Genomic DNA, 16,365 nt, shown 5'->3' with positions numbered 1-16,365 from the left:
TGCCGAAGGGGGGTGCCGCGGTGTACGCGGTACCCCCCTTGTGGAGCCTTGCGGTCAGCGCTTGCCGGCCTCCGGGGCGTCGGCCTCGGCCTTGGCCGGGTCGTCCTTCGTCAGAACGGGTGCCTTGGCGTCGGCCGGGTCGCTCTTCGTCAGAACGGGTGCCTTGGACTCGGCGGGCCCGGGCTTCTGCGCGTCAGCGGCTGCGGCGCCGGCGTCCGCCTCGGCCGGGGCCGCCTTGTCGCCGTCCTTGCCGCCGGGGGCGTCCCGGTCCGGTTCGACGACCGCTTCGCGGCCCGGCCGCAGCTTCGCCGACAGCACCAGGTAGACGACCGCCAGGACGAAGACGACGATCGAGGTCCAGACGTTCAGGCGCAGGCCCAGGATGTGGTGCGCCTCGTCGACGCGCATGTACTCGATCCAGCCGCGGCCGACGCAGTACGCGGCGACGTACAGGGCGAAGGTCCGTCCGTGGCCGAGCGTGAAGCGGCGGTCGGCCCAGATGACCAGCAGCGCGACACCGATGCACCACAGCGACTCGTAGAGGAAGGTCGGGTGGTAGGTGCCGGCGTCCCGGTTCGGACCCGCGGTGATCTCCACCGCCCACGGCAGGTCGGTGGCGCGGCCGTAGAGCTCCTGGTTGAACCAGTTGCCCCAGCGTCCGCAGGCCTGGGCCAGCGCGATCCCGGGGGCCAGGGCGTCCGCCCAGGCCGGCAGCGGGATCCCGCGCAGGCGGCAGCCGATCCAGGCACCGACCGCGCCGAGCGCGATGGCGCCCCAGATGCCGAGTCCGCCCTCCCAGATCTTGAAGGCGTCGACCCAGTTGCGGCCCTCGCCGAAGTAGAGCTGGTAGTCGGTGATCACGTGGTAGAGGCGACCACCGACCAGGCCGAAGGGCACGGCCCACACGGCGATGTCCGCGACCGTGCCCGGCTTTCCGCCGCGCGCGATCCATCGCCGGTTGCCGAGCCAGACGGCGACGAAGACGCCGATGATGATGCAGAACGCGTAGCCGCGGAGCGGGATCGGTCCGAGATGGATCACGCCGGTCGACGGGCTGGGGATGTAAGCAAGGTCCATGGCAGACATGACGCTACCCTGCCGGGCGGTACGGACCGCAACCCGCCCGGCAAGACGAAACCAAATCCAGACATGGAACAGGCGTCCGTCAGTCCTGCCGGGTCCCGTTCGACGAGCCGGCGGAGGACCGGTTCGAGGTGGTGCCGGACGACCCGCCGGAGCCCGTCCGTGACGCGGACGGCGAGGCCTTGGTCCCGTTCTTCCCGCCGGACCCGGGCGTCGCGCTGGCCGACGGTGACGGCTTCGCGACCCCGCCGGCGGCTTCCACCTGCTCCTTGAGCTTCTGCGGGGTCAGCTGGTTGGCCTGGTCGGAGAAGATGTCCTTGCCGTTGAGCAGCACGGTGGGCGTGCCCCGGAACTTTCCGGCCCGGAAGGCCTCGTGCGACTTGCCCACCCAGCTGTTGTGGGTGCCGTCCTCGACGCAGGCGCGGAACTCGGGGGTGTCCAGCCCCTCGACCTTGCCGGCCAGCTCCAGCAGCTTGGCGTTCTTGCCGTAGGCGTCGTCGACCTCCTGCGGCTGGTTCTGGAAGAGGACGTCGTGGTACTCGGAGAACTTGCCGGCGTCCTGCGCGCAGGCCGCCGCATTCGCCCCCTTCAGGGAGCCGCTGCCGCCCATGTTGCCGTCGATGAGGGTGACCAGGTGGTAGTCCACCTTGAGCAGGCCCTTGGCCTCCAGCTCGTGGACGGTCTCCCGGTAGTTGTCCTCGAACGCCTTGCAGGCGGGGCAGCGGACGTCCTCCCAGACGGTGAGGGTGGACTTGGCCTCCGGCTTGCCCGTCTGGATGGCGAGCGCGTCCTTGCCGGTGGCCCCGGAGGGGGCGACGACCGGGCCGCCCTTCGCGCTGCTGTCCTTGCCGGTGTTGGCCGCGATCACACCGACGACGGTCGCCAGGGCAAGGACACCGACCACCGCCGACGCCACGATGAGGGTCCGCCGGCGCTTGTCCCGGGTCTTCTGCCGCTCGCGCTCCGCTTGGAGTCGCTCCCGGGCCGATCGTTTCGTCGCATCGCGGTTCGCACCGTCGTTCTTCTCGCTCACGCTCCGCCAAACGAAGCAGGGAGGCACTCGCGTGCCTCCCTGCCCGTCATTCCACCCGATCGGACTACAGAACCCGATCAGACGTCCGTTTTGTCTCAGCTCCTGCGTACGCCTTCCGCAAGCTCGCCCGCCAGCGACCGTACGGCGTCCAGCCCGCTCGGCAGGTCCGGCGCGTCCAGCAGCAGCTTCACGAAGGCCGAACCGACGATCACGCCGTCGGCGAAGCCCGCGACCTCCTTGGCCTGGGCGGCGTTGGAGACGCCGAGGCCCACGCAGACGGGGAGATCGCTAGTGGCGCGGGTCCGGCGGACCAGGTCCGCGGCCTGGTTGCCGACGGACTCGCGGGTTCCGGTGACCCCCATGAGGGAGGCGGCGTAGACGAAGCCGGAGCCGGCCGCCGTGATGGTGGCCAGGCGGGCGTCCTTGCTGCTGGGAGCCACGACGAAGACGGTCGCCAGACCGTGCTTCTGCGCGTGCTCGCGCCACAGCGCGGACTCCTGCACCGGCAGGTCCGGCAGGATGCAGCCGGCGCCGCCCGCCGCCGCCAGCTCGGACGTGAACCGCTCGACGCCGTAACGGTCGATGGGGTTCCAGTAGGTCATCACCAGGACCGGGGCCCCGGTCGCCTCGTGCGCCTCGCGCACCGTGCGGATCACGTCGGCGATCTTGACGCCGCCGCGCAGGGCGATGTCGTCTGCGGTCTGGATGACCGGCCCGTCGAGGACCGGGTCGCTGTGGGGCAGGCCGATCTCGACGACGTCCGCGCCGCCGGCGATGACGGCCTTGACGGCCTCGATGCCGCCGTCGACGGTCGGGAAGCCCGCGGGGAGGTAGGCGACGAGGGCGGCCCGGTCCTCGGACTTCGCCTTGGCGAGGGTGGCGCTCAGCAGCTCGATGTTGCCGCGTCCGTGCGTGGGGCTCACTTGTCGTCCCCCTCGGAGAACTCGTTGTCGGCGACTTCACCGTCGGTGTCGTACAGGTTGAAGTAGCGGGCGGCCGTGTCCATGTCCTTGTCGCCGCGACCGGACAGGTTGACGACGATCAGGCCGTCCTTGCCCAGCTCCCGGCCCAGGTCCAGGGCGCCCGCGAGGGCGTGCGCCGACTCGATCGCCGGGATGATCCCCTCGGTGCGCGAGAGCAGCCGCAGCGCCTGCATCGCCGCGTCGTCGGTGACCGCGCGGTATTCGCCGCGGCCGGAGTCCTTGAGGTAGGAGTGCTCCGGGCCGATGCCCGGGTAGTCCAGGCCGGCCGAGATGGAGTACGGCTCGGTGATCTGGCCCTCCTCGTCCTGGAGGACGTAGGAGCGGGAGCCGTGCAGGATCCCCGGCTCGCCGGCGGTCAGCGTGGCCGCGTGCTCGCCGGTCTCGACGCCGTGCCCGGCGGGCTCGAAGCCGACCAGGCGGACTCCGGTGTCCGGGATGAAGGCGTGGAAGAGGCCGATGGCGTTGGAGCCGCCGCCGACGCAGGCCGCAACGGCGTCGGGCAGCCGGCCGGCTCGCTCCAGGATCTGGCGGCGGGCCTCGACACCGATGACGCGGTGGAAGTCGCGGACCATGGCCGGGAAGGGGTGGGGGCCGGCGACCGTACCGAAGAGGTAGTGGGTGCGGTCCACATTGGCGACCCAGTCGCGGAACGCCTCGTTGATGGCGTCCTTCAGCGTGCGGGAGCCGGACTTCACGGCGATGACCTCGGCGCCCAGCATGCGCATCCTGGCCACGTTCAGGGCCTGGCGCTGAGTGTCGACCTCGCCCATGTAGATGGTGCACTCGAGGCCGAAGAGGGCGCAGGCGGTGGCGGTGGCCACGCCGTGCTGGCCGGCGCCGGTCTCGGCGATGACACGGGTCTTGCCCATGCGCTTGGTGAGCAGCGCCTGGCCCAGCACGTTGTTGATCTTGTGCGAGCCGGTGTGGTTGAGGTCCTCGCGCTTGAGGAAGATCCGGGCGCCGCCGGCGTGCTCGGCGAAGCGCGGCACCTCGGTGAGGGCGCTCGGGCGGCCGGTGTAGTTGACCATGAGGTCATTGAGCTCGGCCGCGAAGGCCGGGTCGCCCTTGGCCTTCTCGTACTCGACGGCGACCTCGTCCACGGCGGCGACGAGCGCCTCCGGGATGAACTTGCCGCCGAAGTCACCGAAGTAACCCTCGGCGTTGGGGACGTGACCCTCCGGGTCCGGAATGAAGAACTCGCTGGACATGTCCAGTGCTCCTACGGGTGCGAGATGCGGCGGGTGGCTTCACCGTATTGCGCCGCCCGCAAGTGCCGCGCACACCCCGCTGGGGGATGTGTGCGCGTACGTGAGGGACGGCCCGCGTCCGGAGCCGGCGGCCCGGGGCAGCAGGCCGTACGGGAGATGCGCGCGGCTCGGTACGTCTCGCGTACCGGACCGCGACGGCCCTCCTACGGCGCGTCTCCGCGGCGCCATCGCATGCCGTTGACCTGGCCGGGCTCGGAGCCGATCACATACCGGACCCGCCGCCCGTGCACGCGCCGGGCCGGGGCGCGGCAGCCGCGGGGGCGGCAGCCGCGCGCCAGGGGCGCGTGCGCCGTCGGCACGCCCGCCGCGCCGCGGCGAGCTGCCGGGGGCGCGGACTGCGTGCGGACGGAGGGGAGGTCGCGGGTCACGGGTACGGGTCAGCTCCGCCCGTGGCGCAGGGCGGGGTGGGCGCCGGCGGCGACGAGGTCGGCCACGGCCGCCTTCGGGTCGCGTCCGGTCACCAGGGACTCCCCGACGAGGACGGCGTCGGCGCCCTCGTTGGCGTAGGCGATCAGGTCGTGCGGGCCGCGGATGCCGGACTCGGCGATCTTGACGATGTGGTCCGGGATCTCGGGGACGACGCGCTCGAAGGTGGAGCGGTCGACCTTGAGGTCCTTGAGGTTGCGGGCGTTGACGCCGATGATCTTGGCACCGGCGGCGACCGCGCGCTCCACTTCCTCCTCGTCGTGGACCTCCACGAGCGGGGTGAGACCGATGGACTCGGCCCGCTCGATGAGGGAGACGAGGGCCTCCTGCTCCAGGGCCGCGACGATCAGCAGGGCGAGGTCGGCGCCGTAGGCGCGGGCCTCCCAGAGCTGGTACGCCGTGACGATGAAGTCCTTGCGCAGGATCGGGATGTCCACGCGGGCGCGGACGGCCTCCAGGTCGGCCAGCGAGCCGCCGAATCGGCGCTGCTCGGTGAGGACGGAGATGACCGCCGCACCGCCCGCCTCGTAGTCGGCGGCGAGCCCGGCCGGATCGGCGATGGCGGCCAGCGCGCCCTTGGAGGGGCTGGAGCGCTTGACCTCGCAGATCACCTTGACGCTGTCGCCGCGCAGTGCAGCGACGCCGTCCTTGGCCTGGGGCGCCTTGGCGGCACGCTCCTTGAGCTCGTCGAGGCTCACGCGGGCCTGCCGTTCGGCAAGGTCTTCGCGGACCCCTTCGATGATCTCGTCGAGCACACTCACGCGAGCGGCCCCCTTCCGGGTCGATGACGGTCGGCCGCCTTGCAGACACGTACAACAACAAGGTCGGCATTCAAATGGTATCCGCAGGAGGCGTTGCCCTCCGCACGCGGTTGACGGCGTCCCAGTAACTGGACATTCGGAATCCGTGCTTCATAGGGCCTGCCCAGGGGGCTCAGGGCGCCAGTGCGGAGCCGAAAGAGAGATTTCGGACAATGACGAAAACCAGTGCCAGTGCCCCCAGCGCCCACCAGTACCTCGGACGCAGCACGATCCTCGGAGTCGGCCCGCCGCGGAACGCGCGAACCAGCCACAGCGCCATGAAACCCGCGAAGACGAAGTAACCGACGACCGCGAGCGCATTCGCCCCGAAAGCAGCGACCAGGTCCCCGTGCGCGAAGGCGTGCGCACTGCGCAGACCACCGCACCCCGGGCACAGGACACCCGTCAGCCGGAACAGCGGGCACACCGGGTAGTGGCCGGGCTCATTGGGGTCGACGGCCCCGACATACGCGAAGGCGCCGGCGACACCGGCCAGGTAGAGCGCCGGAACGGCGAGCCGCCGGGCCCTCGACGGCTGCCCGGCCGGGCGCACGGGCTCCGCGGGGACCGCCGGCACGGGGGCCGGTGACAGCGGGGCATCGGGGGTGCGAGAGGCGTCCACCTGCTGATTCTCTCCGCTCATGACAAAAGGCGCAGCCCGGCGGGGCCGCGCCTTTCGGCTGTGTCGCTCGCGCGCTCAGACCTTGGCGGGAACCTTGGAAGCGGCGATGACCTCGGCGAGGTCCTTGTGCGCGGGCTTCGGCGCGCCCATGCCCGCGGCACGCATCCCCAGGCCGACGACACCGCCGAGCACGACGACGACGAGGCCGGCCCAGAAGCCGAGCGGGTTCGCGATCACCATGAAGGCGCCGGAGATGCAGAAACCGATGAAGGCGATGATGACACCGGTCCAGGCGGCCGGGGTGTGTCCGTGGCTAGTGCCCGCCATGAGTTGCTCCTCGTTGCTCTGTCGCGCTGCTGTGTCGAACGTGCGGTCTGTGTCGAACGCTCGGCGACCATTGTCCCGCACCGGGCGGCCTCGCCGTCCAGGGGGGTCCGGTCAGTGGGCCCAGTCGGCGCCCGGGTCGGTGGTCGGGTCCTCGCCGCGGTCCAGAGCCTTCCACAGATCTTCCGGCCGGTCCGGATCCACCGCCGCGACAGTCCGCGTACGGGGGCTGCCGTCACGCTCGTAGCGGCCCCCCATCGAGGGCCAGCTCCGGCCGAAGCGCAGGGCCAGCAGCCCGGCGGCCAGGATCAGCGCCGCGCCGGCCGCCGTGACGTAGGGCCAGGTCGTCTGGGTCAGTCCGGCCACGTGCGCCGCGCTGTCGGCGGTCGTACGGGCGGCCTGCGCGTCCAGGGCCCGGCGGCCGTCGGCGCCGAACAGGGCGGACAGGACCGCGCCGAGGCCGCTCAGCGCCAGCAGCCCCGACACGATCAGCCGGCTCCTGCCGCGTACGGCGAAGACGGCGACCAGCGCGGCGAGGCCCACGATGGCCAGCGCGGCGGGCAGGCCGGTGACGGCCCGCCCGTCGGCGGCCAGCTGGAGCGAGTCGCTGCCGATGGCGGCGGTGCCCCGGGCCCAGGTCCGGCCGGAGGCGAGCAGGACGACGGTCGCGCCGAGCGCGCCGAGCAGCAGGGCGACGGCCACACTGCGGCGGCCGCCGCGGCTGTCGGGCGCCTCGGGCTCGGCGTCGGCGTCGGTTCGGGGTGGGGGTACGGCACTCACGTACCCCACTATCCCCTACGCCCTCAGGAGCTGTGGAGGCGGTTCGCCGCTCCCACCGCGCGCAGCACGGCGGCCGCCTTGTTGCGGCACTCCTTGTCCTCCAACTCGGGCACCGAGTCGGCGACGACACCGGCTCCGGCCTGCACGTACGCCGTGCCGTCGCGCAGCAGCGCGGTACGGATGGCGATGGCGGTGTCGGAGTCGCCCGCGAAGTCCAGGTAGCCCACGCAGCCGCCGTACAGGCCGCGGCGGGAGGGCTCCAGCTCCTCGATGATCTGCATGGCGCGGGGCTTGGGCGCACCGGAGAGGGTGCCCGCCGGGAAACAGGCGGTCAGCACGTCGAAGGCGGTCTTCCCCTCGGCCACGCGGCCCGTCACGGTGGACACGATGTGCATGACGTGGGAGTAGCGCTCGATCGACATGAAGTCGACGACCTCGACCGATCCCGGCTCGCAGACCCGGCCGAGGTCGTTGCGGCCCAGGTCGACGAGCATCAGGTGCTCGGCGCGCTCCTTCGGGTCGGCCATCAGCTCATCGGCGAGGTCGTTGTCCTCCTGCGGGGTCGCGCCCCGGTGGCGGGTGCCGGCGATGGGGTGGACCATGGCCCGCCCGTCCTCGACCTTGACCAGCGCCTCGGGGCTGGAGCCGACCACGTCGAAGCCGTTCTCGAAGCGGAAGAGGTACATGTACGGGGACGGGTTGGTGGCCCGCAGCACCCGGTAGACGTCCAGCGCGGAGGCGTGGCAGGGGGTCTCGAACCGCTGCGAGGGCACCACCTGGAAGGCCTCGCCGGCCCGGATGCGCTCCTTGATGTCCTCGACGGCCGCCTGGTACTTCTCGCCGCCCCACAGGGCGGAGAACTCGGGCAGCTCGGAGGCGGGGAGCGCGGCCGGGGCGTAGGGGGCGGGCCGTGCCAGGTCGGCCTCCATCGCGTCGAGGCGGGCCACGGCGTCGGCGTACGCCTCGTCGACCCCGGAGTCGAGGTCGTTGTGGTTGATGGCATTGGCGATGAGCTGGACGGTGCCGTCCCAGTGGTCCAGCACCGCGAGGTCGGAGGTGAGCAGCATCGTCAGCTCGGGCAGCTCCAAGTCGTCGCTGGTGTGCTCGCCGATGCGCTCCAGGCGGCGCACGATGTCGTAGCCGAGGTAGCCGACCATGCCGCCGGTGAAGGGGGGCATGGCGCCCGCGAGATCGCGGGGGGTGTGCAGGGCCTCGACGGTGGCGCGCAGGGCGTCCAGCGGGTCGCCGTCGGTGGGAACGCCGACGGGCGGGGAGCCGATCCAGTGCGCCCGGCCGTCCCGGGAGGTCAGGGTGGCGTCACTGCGGACCCCGATGAAGGAGTACCGGGACCAGGAGCGGCCGTTCTCGGCGGACTCCAGGAGGAAGGTGCCGGGGCGTTCGGCAGCCAGCTTGCGGTAGAGCCCGACGGGGGTGTCCCCGTCGGCCAGCAGCTTGCGGCTCACGGGGATGACGCGGCGGTCGGCCGCGAGCTTGCGGAACGTATCGAGATCCATTTCGAGGGGGACCCTACCTAGTCGGCTGCGCGGAGGAGGACATCGTCGTCGAAGCAGGTGCGTGCCCCGGTGTGGCAGGCCGCTCCGACCTGGTCCACCCGGACGAGCAGAGTGTCGGCGTCGCAGTCGAGCGCGACGGACTTCACGTGCTGGAAGTGGCCGGAAGTGTCCCCCTTCACCCAGTACTCCTGGCGGCTGCGGGACCAATAGGTGCAGCGGCCGGTGGTCAGGGTGCGGTGCAGGGCCTCGTCGTCCATCCAGCCGAGCATGAGCACCTCACCGGTGTCGTACTGCTGGGCGATGGCCGGGACCAGGCCGTCCGCGGAGCGCTTGAGGCGCGCGGCGATGGCGGGATCGAGGTTGCCGGGGCGGGGGGACGTACTCATGCAGCCATTGTGCCGGGCCCGGATGCGCAGAATGATCCATGTCCGCCTGATGAGCGGGCGCTCAGCGTGATCCGGCCGTAGGCTGGCCCGCATGTCTACCCATGCGAAGCGTGAACGCCTGCTGCTGGCGGACCTGTTGGAGGGGGCGGGCCCGGAGGCCCCCACGCTGTGCGCCGGCTGGACCTGTCGGGACCTGGCCGCGCACGTGGTGGTGCGGGAGCGGCGGCCCGACGCGGCGGGCGGACTGCTGCTGAACGTGCTGAAGGCCCGCCTGGACAAGGCGATGGAGGAGTACACGGCCAAGCCGTACGAGGAACTGATCCAGTTGATCAGGACCGGCCCGCCGAGGATGTCGCTGTACGCGCTGAAGCAGATCGACGAGGCGGCGAACGCGGTGGAGTTCTACGTGCACGCGGAGGACGTCCGGCGCGCCCAGCCGGACTGGACCCCGCGGGAACTGGACCCGGTCTTCTCGGACGCGCTGTGGTCCCGGCTGGAGAAGCTGGCCCGCCTGACGGGCCGCCGCTCGCCGGTGGGCCTGGTCCTGAGGCGCCCGGACGGGCGGACCGTGGTGGCCCACAAGGGCGCGCCGGTGGTCACGGTGACGGGGGAACCGGGTGAGCTGACGCTGTTCTGCTTCGGCCGCCAGGCGGCGGCGTCGGTGACGCTGGACGGCGAGAAGGAGGCCGTCGCCAAACTGACGGTGGCAGCGCTGGGCCTCTGACCCCTGGCCGGGCGGTGCGGGTTGTTCTGCCGGGTGCGGGCCGGTGGCCGCGCCTCAAACGCCGGCGGGGCTGGGTGGTGCCGCCCGGGCGGGGTCGGAACAGGGGGTGGGGGCGCGGCGCCGCCGGGGGGTGTCTCCTCGGCTTGCGGAGGCACCCGGCACCGACCTGCCGGACGGGGGTGGATCCGCGTCGCCTGCGGGGACACCCCCCACCGTCGCCACACCCCCACCCCGGCGGATCACCCCGCCCGACCATCGAAGGGGCCGTGGGGCGGGGACACTCCGGGGGCTCCCCGCAGGCGACGCGGATCCACCCCCGAATCCCATCCCGGCCCGGCCGCACTCCGCAAGCCGAGGAGAGCCCCCGGAGGGGCACCGCCCCACCCGAAGCCAAACCCAGCCCCGCCGGCGATTGAGGCGCGGCCACCGGCCCGCACCCGGAAAAACAACCCCCACCGCCCGATCAGGGCATCGGCGGCCACCGGGCCGCACCCGGGAAAACAACCCGCACCGCCCGGCCAGGGCACCGGCGGCCACCGGGCCACACCCCCGGAGGGACCCGCACCCCGCCCGGCCAGGGCACCGGGACACACCCGGGCAGGGTTTCAGCGGATGGGGTGGCCCGCTTCGCGGAGGGCGGATTTGACCTCGGAGATGCGCAGGTCTCCGAAGTGGAAGACCGACGCCGCGAGCACGGCATCCGCGCCCGCCTCGATCGCCGGCGCGAAGTCCGCCAGCCGTCCCGCGCCGCCCGAGGCGATCACCGGGACCGTGACGTGCCTGCGTACCGCCGCGATCATCTCCGTGTCGTAGCCGTCCTTCGTCCCGTCCGCGTCCATGGAGTTCAACAGGATCTCCCCGGCGCCCAGTTCGGCCGCCCGGTGTGCCCACTCCACCGCGTCCATGCCGGTGCCCCGGCGTCCGCCGTGCGTGGTGACCTCGAAGGTCCCGGCAGGGGTGCGGCGTGCGTCCACGGACAGGACGAGGACCTGCCGGCCGAAGCGCTCCGCGATCTCCTGGATCAGCTCGGGGCGGGCAATGGCGGCCGTGTTCACGCCCACCTTGTCCGCTCCCGCCCGCAGGAGCTTGTCCACGTCGTCGGCCGTGCGGACGCCGCCGCCCACCGTGAGCGGGATGAAGACCTGCTCGGCGGTGCGGCGCACCACGTCGTACGTGGTCTCGCGGTTCCCGGAGGACGCCGTGATGTCGAGGAAGGTCAGCTCGTCGGCGCCTTCGGCGTCGTACAGCTTGGCCATCTCCACGGGGTCGCCCGCGTCGCGCAGGTTCTGGAAGTTGACGCCCTTGACGACCCGGCCGTTGTCCACGTCCAGGCAGGGGATCACGCGTACGGCGAGGGTCATGCGGTCACCGCCCCGTACGCCTCGACCTCCACCTCGACGACCATGCCGGGGTCGACGAAGCCGGAGATGATGAGCATGGTCGCGGCGGGCCGGACCGTGTCGAAGAGCTGCTTGTGGGCGCGGCCCACCTCTTCGACGTCGCGGGCGTGCGTGAGGTACATCCGGGTGCGGACGACGTTCTCGGGGCCCAGGCCGGCCTCGGCGAGGGCCTTGAAGGCGACTTCGAAGGCCTTGAGGGTCTGGTCGTACGGGCCGCCCGCGTCGGCGGCGGTGCAGCCGGAGACCAGGACCAGGCCGTTGGGGAGGGCCACGGCGCGCGAGTAGCCGATGACGTCCTCGTAGGCGCCGCCGGAGGAGATGCGGCGGACGTCGTTGGAGGGGTTGCTCATGCGGAGACCACCTTCAGGGCTTCTTCCAGGGTGAAGGCCTTGGCGTACAGGGCCTTGCCGACGATCGCGCCCTCGACCCCGAGCGGGACCAGTTCGGACAGGGCCCGCAGGTCGTCGAGCGAGGAGATGCCGCCGGAGGCGACGACGGGCCGGTCGGTGGCGGCGCAGACGTTCTTCAGGAGCTCCAGGTTGGGGCCGGTCAGCGTGCCGTCCTTGCCGATGTCGGTGACGACGTACCGGGCGCAGCCCTCGGAGTCCAGCCGGGCGAGGGTCTCGTAGAGGTCGCCGCCCTCGCTGGTCCAGCCGCGGCCCTTGAGGGTGGTGCCGCGGACGTCGAGGCCGACCGCGATCCGGTCGCCGTGCTCGGCGATGGCCCGGGCGGCCCACTCGGGGGTCTCCAGGGCGGCGGTGCCGAGGTTGACGCGGGTGCAGCCGGTGGCGAGGGCCGCGGCGAGCGAGGCGTCGTCGCGGATGCCGCCGGAGAGCTCGACCTTGATGTCCATGGCGCCGGTGATCTCGGCGACGAGGGCGCGGTTGTCGCCGGTGCCGAAGGCGGCGTCCAGGTCGACCAGGTGCAGCCATTCGGCGCCGGAGCGCTGCCAGGCGAGGGCCGCCTCCAGCGGGGAGCCGTAGGAGGTCTCGCTGCCGGACACCCCGTGCACGAGGCGCACGGCCTGTCCGTCGCGGACGTCGACCGCGGGCAGGAGTTCGAGCGTGGGTGCGGTCATCACAGGGTCTCGATCCAGTTGGTGAGGAGCTGGGCGCCGGCGTCGCCGGACTTCTCGGGGTGGAACTGCGTGGCCCACAGGGCCCGGTTCTCCACCGCCGCCACGAAGCGCTCGCCGTGGGTGGCCCAGGTGACCTTGGGGGCGCGGATCAGCGGGTTGGTGATTTCGAGGGTCCAGTCGCGCGCCGCGTAGGAGTGCACGAAGTAGAACCGGGCGTCGGCGTCCAGGCCCTTGAAGGCCTGGCTGTCGGCCGGGGACTCGACGGTGTTCCAGCCCATGTGGGGGACGATCGGGGCCTTGAGGGGGCCGACCGTGCCGGGCCACTCGTCCAGGCCCTCGGTCTCGACGCCGTGCTCGATGCCGCGTTCGAAGAGGATCTGCATGCCGACGCAGATGCCCATGACGGGGCGGCCGCCGGAGAGGCGGCGGCCGATGATCCAGTCGCCGCGGGCGTCCTTGAGGCCCTTCATGCAGGCCGAGAAGGCGCCGACGCCGGGGACGAGGAGTCCGTCGGCGTCCATGGCCTTGTCGTAGTCGCGGGTGATCTCGACGTCGGCCCCGACGCGGGCGAGGGCCCGCTCGGCGGAGCGTACGTTTCCGAAGCCGTAGTCGAAGACGACGACGTTCTTGGTGGGGCGGACTGCGCTCATTCCCAAATTCCCTGGATTCGCAGGACTCCGGCGGCCAGACACATCGCGGAGGCCAGAGCGAGCAGAATGATGACCGACTTGGGCATCTTCTGCTTCTGGAAGGAGTAGACGCCCCCGGCCAGGAACAGGCCGAGGACGATCAGGATGGTGTTCAGGCCGTTCACGGCTAGAGGGCGCCCTTCGTGGAGGGCAGGATGCCGGCCGCGCGCGGGTCGAACTCGGCGGCGTAGCGCAGGGCCCGGGCGAGGGCCTTGAACTGGCACTCCACGATGTGGTGGGCGTTGCGGCCGTACGGGACGTGGATGTGCAGGGCGATCTGGGCCTGCGCGACGAAGGACTCGAAGATGTGCCGGGTCATCGTCGTGTCGTACGTGCCGATCATCGGCGCCATGTTCTCGGGCTCGGTGTGCACGAGGTAGGGGCGGCCGGACAGGTCGACGGTCACCTGGGCGAGGGACTCGTCGAGCGGCACGGTGCAGTTGCCGAAGCGGTAGATGCCGACCTTGTCGCCGAGGGCCTGCCGGAAGGCGGCGCCGAGCGCGAGCGCGCTGTCCTCGATGGTGTGGTGGCTGTCGATGTGCAGGTCGCCCTCGGTCTTGACGGTGAGGTCGAAGAGGCCGTGGCGGCCGAGCTGGTCGAGCATGTGGTCGTAGAAGCCCACGCCCGTCGAGACGTCGACCTTGCCCGTGCCGTCGAGGTTTATCTCGACGACGACGGAGGTCTCCTTGGTGGTCCGTTCGACCCGTCCGATGCGGCTCATGCGTGCTGCTCCTTCTTCAGTGCGCGAACCGCTTCCAGGAACGCGTCGTTCTCCGCCGGGGTGCCTGCGGTGACCCGCAGCCATCCCGGTACGCCGTTGTCCCGGACCAGGACGCCCTGGTCGAGGATCTTCTGCCAGGCGGTGTGCGAGTCCTCGAACTTCCCGAACTGGATGAAGTTCGCGTCGGAATCGGTGACCTCGAAGCCGATGGCCCGCAGTTCCACGACCAGGCGGTCGCGCTCGGCCTTGAGCTGCTCGACGTAGCCGAGCAGGGTGTCGGTGTGCTCCAGGGCGGCCAGTGCGGTGGCCTGCGTGACGGCCGACAGGTGGTACGGCAGGCGCACCAGCTGGACGGCGTCGACGACGGCGGGGTGGGCGGCCAGGTAGCCCAGGCGCAGGCCGGCCGCGCCGAAGGCCTTGGACATGGTCCGGGAGACCACCAGGTTCGGGCGGCCCTCGATGAGGGGCAGCAGCGAGTCGCGGTGGCTGAACTCCACGTACGCCTCGTCGACGATCACCAGGGAGGGCTTGGCGGCCTGGGCGGCCTCGTAGAGGGCGAGGACCGTCTCGGCCTCTACCGCGGTGCCCGTGGGGTTGTTGGGCGAGGTGATGAAGACGACGTCGGGGGCGTTCTCGGTGATCGCCTGCTCGGCCGCCTCCACGTCGATGGTGAAGTCCTCGCGGCGCGGTCCGGAGATCCACCCGGTGCCGGTGCCGCGGGAGATCAGCGCGTGCATCGAGTAGGAGGGCTCGAAGCCGAGCGCGGTGCGGCCGGGCCCGCCGAAGGTCTGCAGCAGCTGCTGGATGACCTCGTTGGAGCCGTTGGCGGCCCATACGTTCTCCCGCGCGACCGGGTGCTTGCCGGTGCGGGTGAGGTAGGCGGCCAGCTGGGTGCGCAGCTCGACGGCGTCCCGGTCGGGGTAGCGGTTGAGGGTGCGGGCCGCCTCGGCGACGCGCTCGGCGATGCGGGCGACGAGCGCGTCGGGCAGCTCGTAGGGGTTCTCGTTGGTGTTCAGCTGGACGGGTACGTCGAGCTGCGGGGCGCCGTACGGGGTCTTGCCGCGCAGCTCGTCCCGGATGGGCAGGTCGTCGATGCCGATGCCGGCGGCGGTCATACGGTGGGCACCTTCCATCCGAAGCGCGCCTTCAGGGCGGCGCCGTGCGCGGGCAGGTCCTCGGCCTCGGCCAGCGTCACCACGTGGTGGGTGACCTCGGCGAGGGCGTCGCGCGTGTAGTCGACGATGTGGATGCCGCGCAGGAAGGACTGCACGGACAGGCCGGAGGAGTGGCAGGCGCAGCCGCCGGTGGGCAGCACGTGGTTCGACCCGGCGCAGTAGTCGCCGAGCGAGACCGGGGCCCACGGGCCGACGAAGATCGCGCCGGCGTTGCGTACGCGGGCGGCCCACGCGGCGGCGTCGGCGGTCTGGATCTCCAGGTGCTCGGCGCCGTACGCGTCGACGACCTTCAGGCCGTCCTCCAGGCTGTCGACCAGCACGATCGCGGACTGCTTGCCGGCCAGGGCCGGCTTGATCCGGTCCTCGACGTGCTTGGTGGCGGCGACCTGCGGTTCCAGCTCCTTCTCGACGGCGTCCGCGAGCTCGGCGGAGTCCGTGACGAGCACGGCCGCGGCCAGCGGGTCGTGCTCGGCCTGGCTGATCAGGTCGGCGGCGACGTGCACCGGGTCGGCGGTGGAGTCGGCGAGGACGGCGATCTCGGTCGGGCCGGCCTCGGTGTCGATGCCGATCTTCCCGGTGAAGTAGCGCTTGGCGGCGGCGACCCAGATGTTGCCGGGGCCGGTCACCATGTTGACCGGCAGGCAGTCCTCGGTGCCGTACGCGAACATCGCGACGGCGACGGCGCCGCCGGCCGCGTACACCTCGTCCACGCCGAGCAGCGCGCACGCGGCGAGGATCGTCGGGTGCGGCAGGCCGCCGAACTCCTTCTGCGGCGGGGACGCGAGCGCGATCGACTCGACGCCCGCCTCCTGGGCCGGGACGACGTTCATGACGACGGAGGACGGGTACACCGAGCGGCCGCCCGGGGCGTACAGTCCCACGCGCTCGACGGGAACCCACTTCTCGGTCACGGTGCCGCCGGGGACCACCTGGGTGGTGTGCTCGGTGCGGCGCTGGTTCCGGTGCACGATCCGGGCGCGCCGGATCGACTCCTCCAGGGCGGCGCGGACGGCCGGGTCCAGCTGCTCCAGGGCGGCCTTGATGGCCTCCGCGGGTACCCGGACCTGCGAGAGCTCGACCCCGTCGAACTTCTGCGCGTATTCGATCAGCGCCGCCGTGCCGCGATGATGGACGTCCTCGCAGATGGGCCGCACCTTCTCCAGGGCAGCTTCTACGTCGAACTCGGCACGGGGCAGCAGGTCGCGCAGGGCGCCGCCCTCGGGGAGGGCGTCACCGCGCAGGTCGATACGAGAGATCACCTCACAATTCTCTCAGACCGCTTCGCGCCACCGTTCGCCCGTATCACTGGCTGATACAGGTCCCGGACGTCACAGGTGCCCGATAGCGTTCCCGTACACG

General features: G+C 71.8%; 20 protein-coding genes. 1 reads left to right on the top strand and 19 read right to left on the bottom strand.

Features of this window, described 5'->3' with window-relative positions:
• Positions 1-54: 54 nt before the first annotated feature.
• The 11 genes from lgt to hisI form a co-directional block, all read right to left on the bottom strand.
• Positions 55-1,077, bottom strand: a complete 1,023-nt coding sequence (lgt, locus tag B6R96_RS25935) for a prolipoprotein diacylglyceryl transferase (protein ID WP_081523780.1) — start codon at positions 1,075-1,077, stop codon at positions 55-57.
• 88 nt (positions 1,078-1,165) lie between these two features.
• Positions 1,166-2,116: a DsbA family protein gene (locus B6R96_RS25930; RefSeq protein ID WP_081523779.1), complete on the bottom strand. Its 951-nt coding sequence runs from the start codon at positions 2,114-2,116 to the stop codon at positions 1,166-1,168.
• A gap of 95 nt (positions 2,117-2,211) precedes the next feature.
• On the bottom strand, positions 2,212-3,039 hold the full coding sequence (trpA, locus tag B6R96_RS25925) for a tryptophan synthase subunit alpha (RefSeq protein WP_030385533.1): 828 nt from the start codon (positions 3,037-3,039) through the stop codon (positions 2,212-2,214).
• On the bottom strand, positions 3,036-4,307 hold the full coding sequence (gene trpB / locus B6R96_RS25920) for a tryptophan synthase subunit beta (RefSeq protein WP_030385534.1): 1,272 nt from the start codon (positions 4,305-4,307) through the stop codon (positions 3,036-3,038). The genes trpA and trpB overlap by 4 nt, the downstream gene beginning before the upstream one ends.
• A 203-nt stretch (positions 4,308-4,510) precedes the next feature.
• Entirely contained in the window at positions 4,511-4,666 is a 156-nt protein-coding gene (gene trpM, locus B6R96_RS39020) for a tryptophan biosynthesis modulator TrpM (RefSeq protein ID WP_384510193.1), read from the bottom strand.
• Positions 4,667-4,744: 78 nt separating this feature from the next.
• Complete coding sequence (gene trpC / locus B6R96_RS25910) at positions 4,745-5,554, bottom strand: indole-3-glycerol phosphate synthase TrpC (protein WP_030385535.1); 810 nt, start codon at positions 5,552-5,554, stop codon at positions 4,745-4,747.
• Between the two features lie 172 nt (positions 5,555-5,726).
• A complete protein-coding gene (locus tag B6R96_RS25905; protein WP_081523778.1) occupies positions 5,727-6,236 on the bottom strand; it encodes a DUF2752 domain-containing protein in 510 nt (169 codons plus the stop codon).
• Positions 6,237-6,290: 54 nt separating this feature from the next.
• Positions 6,291-6,542 (bottom strand): HGxxPAAW family protein, encoded by a 252-nt coding sequence (locus B6R96_RS25900; protein WP_030385537.1) that lies wholly within the window; start codon positions 6,540-6,542, stop codon positions 6,291-6,293.
• 111 nt (positions 6,543-6,653) lie between these two features.
• A complete protein-coding gene (locus tag B6R96_RS25895; protein WP_081523777.1) occupies positions 6,654-7,328 on the bottom strand; it encodes a TIGR02234 family membrane protein in 675 nt (224 codons plus the stop codon).
• A 14-nt stretch (positions 7,329-7,342) separates the two neighbouring features.
• Positions 7,343-8,833: an anthranilate synthase component I gene (locus tag B6R96_RS25890; RefSeq protein WP_079404691.1), complete on the bottom strand. Its 1,491-nt coding sequence runs from the start codon at positions 8,831-8,833 to the stop codon at positions 7,343-7,345.
• 17 nt (positions 8,834-8,850) lie between these two features.
• Positions 8,851-9,219, bottom strand: a complete 369-nt coding sequence (hisI, locus tag B6R96_RS25885; protein WP_030385540.1) for a phosphoribosyl-AMP cyclohydrolase — start codon at positions 9,217-9,219, stop codon at positions 8,851-8,853.
• Positions 9,220-9,310: 91 nt separating this feature from the next.
• Here hisI and B6R96_RS25880 point away from each other — a divergent pair, with 91 nt between their 5' ends.
• On the top strand, positions 9,311-9,943 hold the full coding sequence (locus B6R96_RS25880; RefSeq protein ID WP_081523776.1) for a TIGR03085 family metal-binding protein: 633 nt from the start codon (positions 9,311-9,313) through the stop codon (positions 9,941-9,943).
• Between the two features lie 605 nt (positions 9,944-10,548).
• Here the strand turns inward: B6R96_RS25880 and hisF are convergent.
• From hisF to hisD, 8 genes are read right to left on the bottom strand one after another with little or no spacing between them, the layout of a single operon-like run.
• Complete coding sequence (hisF, locus tag B6R96_RS25875) at positions 10,549-11,304, bottom strand: imidazole glycerol phosphate synthase subunit HisF (RefSeq protein ID WP_053702183.1); 756 nt, start codon at positions 11,302-11,304, stop codon at positions 10,549-10,551.
• Positions 11,301-11,693 (bottom strand): RidA family protein, encoded by a 393-nt coding sequence (locus B6R96_RS25870; RefSeq protein ID WP_081523775.1) that lies wholly within the window; start codon positions 11,691-11,693, stop codon positions 11,301-11,303. Before B6R96_RS25870 ends, hisF begins: the two co-directional genes overlap by 4 nt.
• Positions 11,690-12,421: a bifunctional 1-(5-phosphoribosyl)-5-((5-phosphoribosylamino)methylideneamino)imidazole-4-carboxamide isomerase/phosphoribosylanthranilate isomerase PriA gene (priA, locus tag B6R96_RS25865; protein ID WP_079404693.1), complete on the bottom strand. Its 732-nt coding sequence runs from the start codon at positions 12,419-12,421 to the stop codon at positions 11,690-11,692. Before priA ends, B6R96_RS25870 begins: the two co-directional genes overlap by 4 nt.
• On the bottom strand, positions 12,421-13,071 hold the full coding sequence (hisH, locus tag B6R96_RS25860) for an imidazole glycerol phosphate synthase subunit HisH (protein WP_030385545.1): 651 nt from the start codon (positions 13,069-13,071) through the stop codon (positions 12,421-12,423). Before hisH ends, priA begins: the two co-directional genes overlap by 1 nt.
• Positions 13,068-13,235, bottom strand: a complete 168-nt coding sequence (locus B6R96_RS37750) for a hypothetical protein (protein WP_030009964.1) — start codon at positions 13,233-13,235, stop codon at positions 13,068-13,070. The genes hisH and B6R96_RS37750 overlap by 4 nt, the downstream gene beginning before the upstream one ends.
• 2 nt (positions 13,236-13,237) lie before the next feature.
• Positions 13,238-13,831 carry an imidazoleglycerol-phosphate dehydratase HisB gene (hisB, locus tag B6R96_RS25855; protein ID WP_030385546.1) on the bottom strand — a complete coding sequence of 198 codons (594 nt, stop codon included), beginning with the start codon at positions 13,829-13,831 and terminating at the stop codon, positions 13,238-13,240.
• The gene (locus B6R96_RS25850) at positions 13,828-14,946 is read right to left on the bottom strand and encodes a histidinol-phosphate transaminase (RefSeq protein ID WP_030385547.1); all 1,119 of its coding nucleotides are present in this window, start codon (positions 14,944-14,946) and stop codon (positions 13,828-13,830) included. The genes hisB and B6R96_RS25850 overlap by 4 nt, the downstream gene beginning before the upstream one ends.
• The gene (gene hisD, locus B6R96_RS25845) at positions 14,943-16,265 is read right to left on the bottom strand and encodes a histidinol dehydrogenase (protein WP_030385548.1); all 1,323 of its coding nucleotides are present in this window, start codon (positions 16,263-16,265) and stop codon (positions 14,943-14,945) included. The genes B6R96_RS25850 and hisD overlap by 4 nt, the downstream gene beginning before the upstream one ends.
• Between the last annotated feature and the right edge of the window lie 100 nt (positions 16,266-16,365).

Source organism: Streptomyces sp. Sge12 (assembly GCF_002080455.1).
Taxonomy (GTDB): Bacteria; Actinomycetota; Actinomycetes; order Streptomycetales; family Streptomycetaceae; genus Streptomyces.
This window is presented reverse-complemented; position numbering and strand designations above follow the sequence as displayed.

Bases quoted from the DNA above. Each gene is read 5' to 3' on its own strand.
- lgt (WP_081523780.1), bottom strand. From the start codon at position 1,077: ATGGACCTTGCTTACATCCCCAGCCCGTCGACCGGCGTGATCCATCTC.
- trpB (WP_030385534.1), bottom strand. From the start codon at position 4,307: ATGTCCAGCGAGTTCTTCATTCCGGACCCGGAGGGTCACGTCCCCAAC.
- B6R96_RS25905 (WP_081523778.1), bottom strand. From the start codon at position 6,236: ATGAGCGGAGAGAATCAGCAGGTGGACGCCTCTCGCACCCCCGATGCC.
- B6R96_RS25900 (WP_030385537.1), bottom strand. From the start codon at position 6,542: ATGGCGGGCACTAGCCACGGACACACCCCGGCCGCCTGGACCGGTGTC.
- B6R96_RS25890 (WP_079404691.1), bottom strand. From the start codon at position 8,833: ATGGATCTCGATACGTTCCGCAAGCTCGCGGCCGACCGCCGCGTCATC.
- hisI (WP_030385540.1), bottom strand. From the start codon at position 9,219: ATGAGTACGTCCCCCCGCCCCGGCAACCTCGATCCCGCCATCGCCGCG.
- B6R96_RS25880 (WP_081523776.1), top strand. From the start codon at position 9,311: ATGTCTACCCATGCGAAGCGTGAACGCCTGCTGCTGGCGGACCTGTTG.
- hisF (WP_053702183.1), bottom strand. From the start codon at position 11,304: ATGACCCTCGCCGTACGCGTGATCCCCTGCCTGGACGTGGACAACGGC.
- B6R96_RS25870 (WP_081523775.1), bottom strand. From the start codon at position 11,693: ATGAGCAACCCCTCCAACGACGTCCGCCGCATCTCCTCCGGCGGCGCC.
- priA (WP_079404693.1), bottom strand. From the start codon at position 12,421: ATGACCGCACCCACGCTCGAACTCCTGCCCGCGGTCGACGTCCGCGAC.
- hisH (WP_030385545.1), bottom strand. From the start codon at position 13,071: ATGAGCGCAGTCCGCCCCACCAAGAACGTCGTCGTCTTCGACTACGGC.
- hisB (WP_030385546.1), bottom strand. From the start codon at position 13,831: ATGAGCCGCATCGGACGGGTCGAACGGACCACCAAGGAGACCTCCGTC.
- B6R96_RS25850 (WP_030385547.1), bottom strand. From the start codon at position 14,946: ATGACCGCCGCCGGCATCGGCATCGACGACCTGCCCATCCGGGACGAG.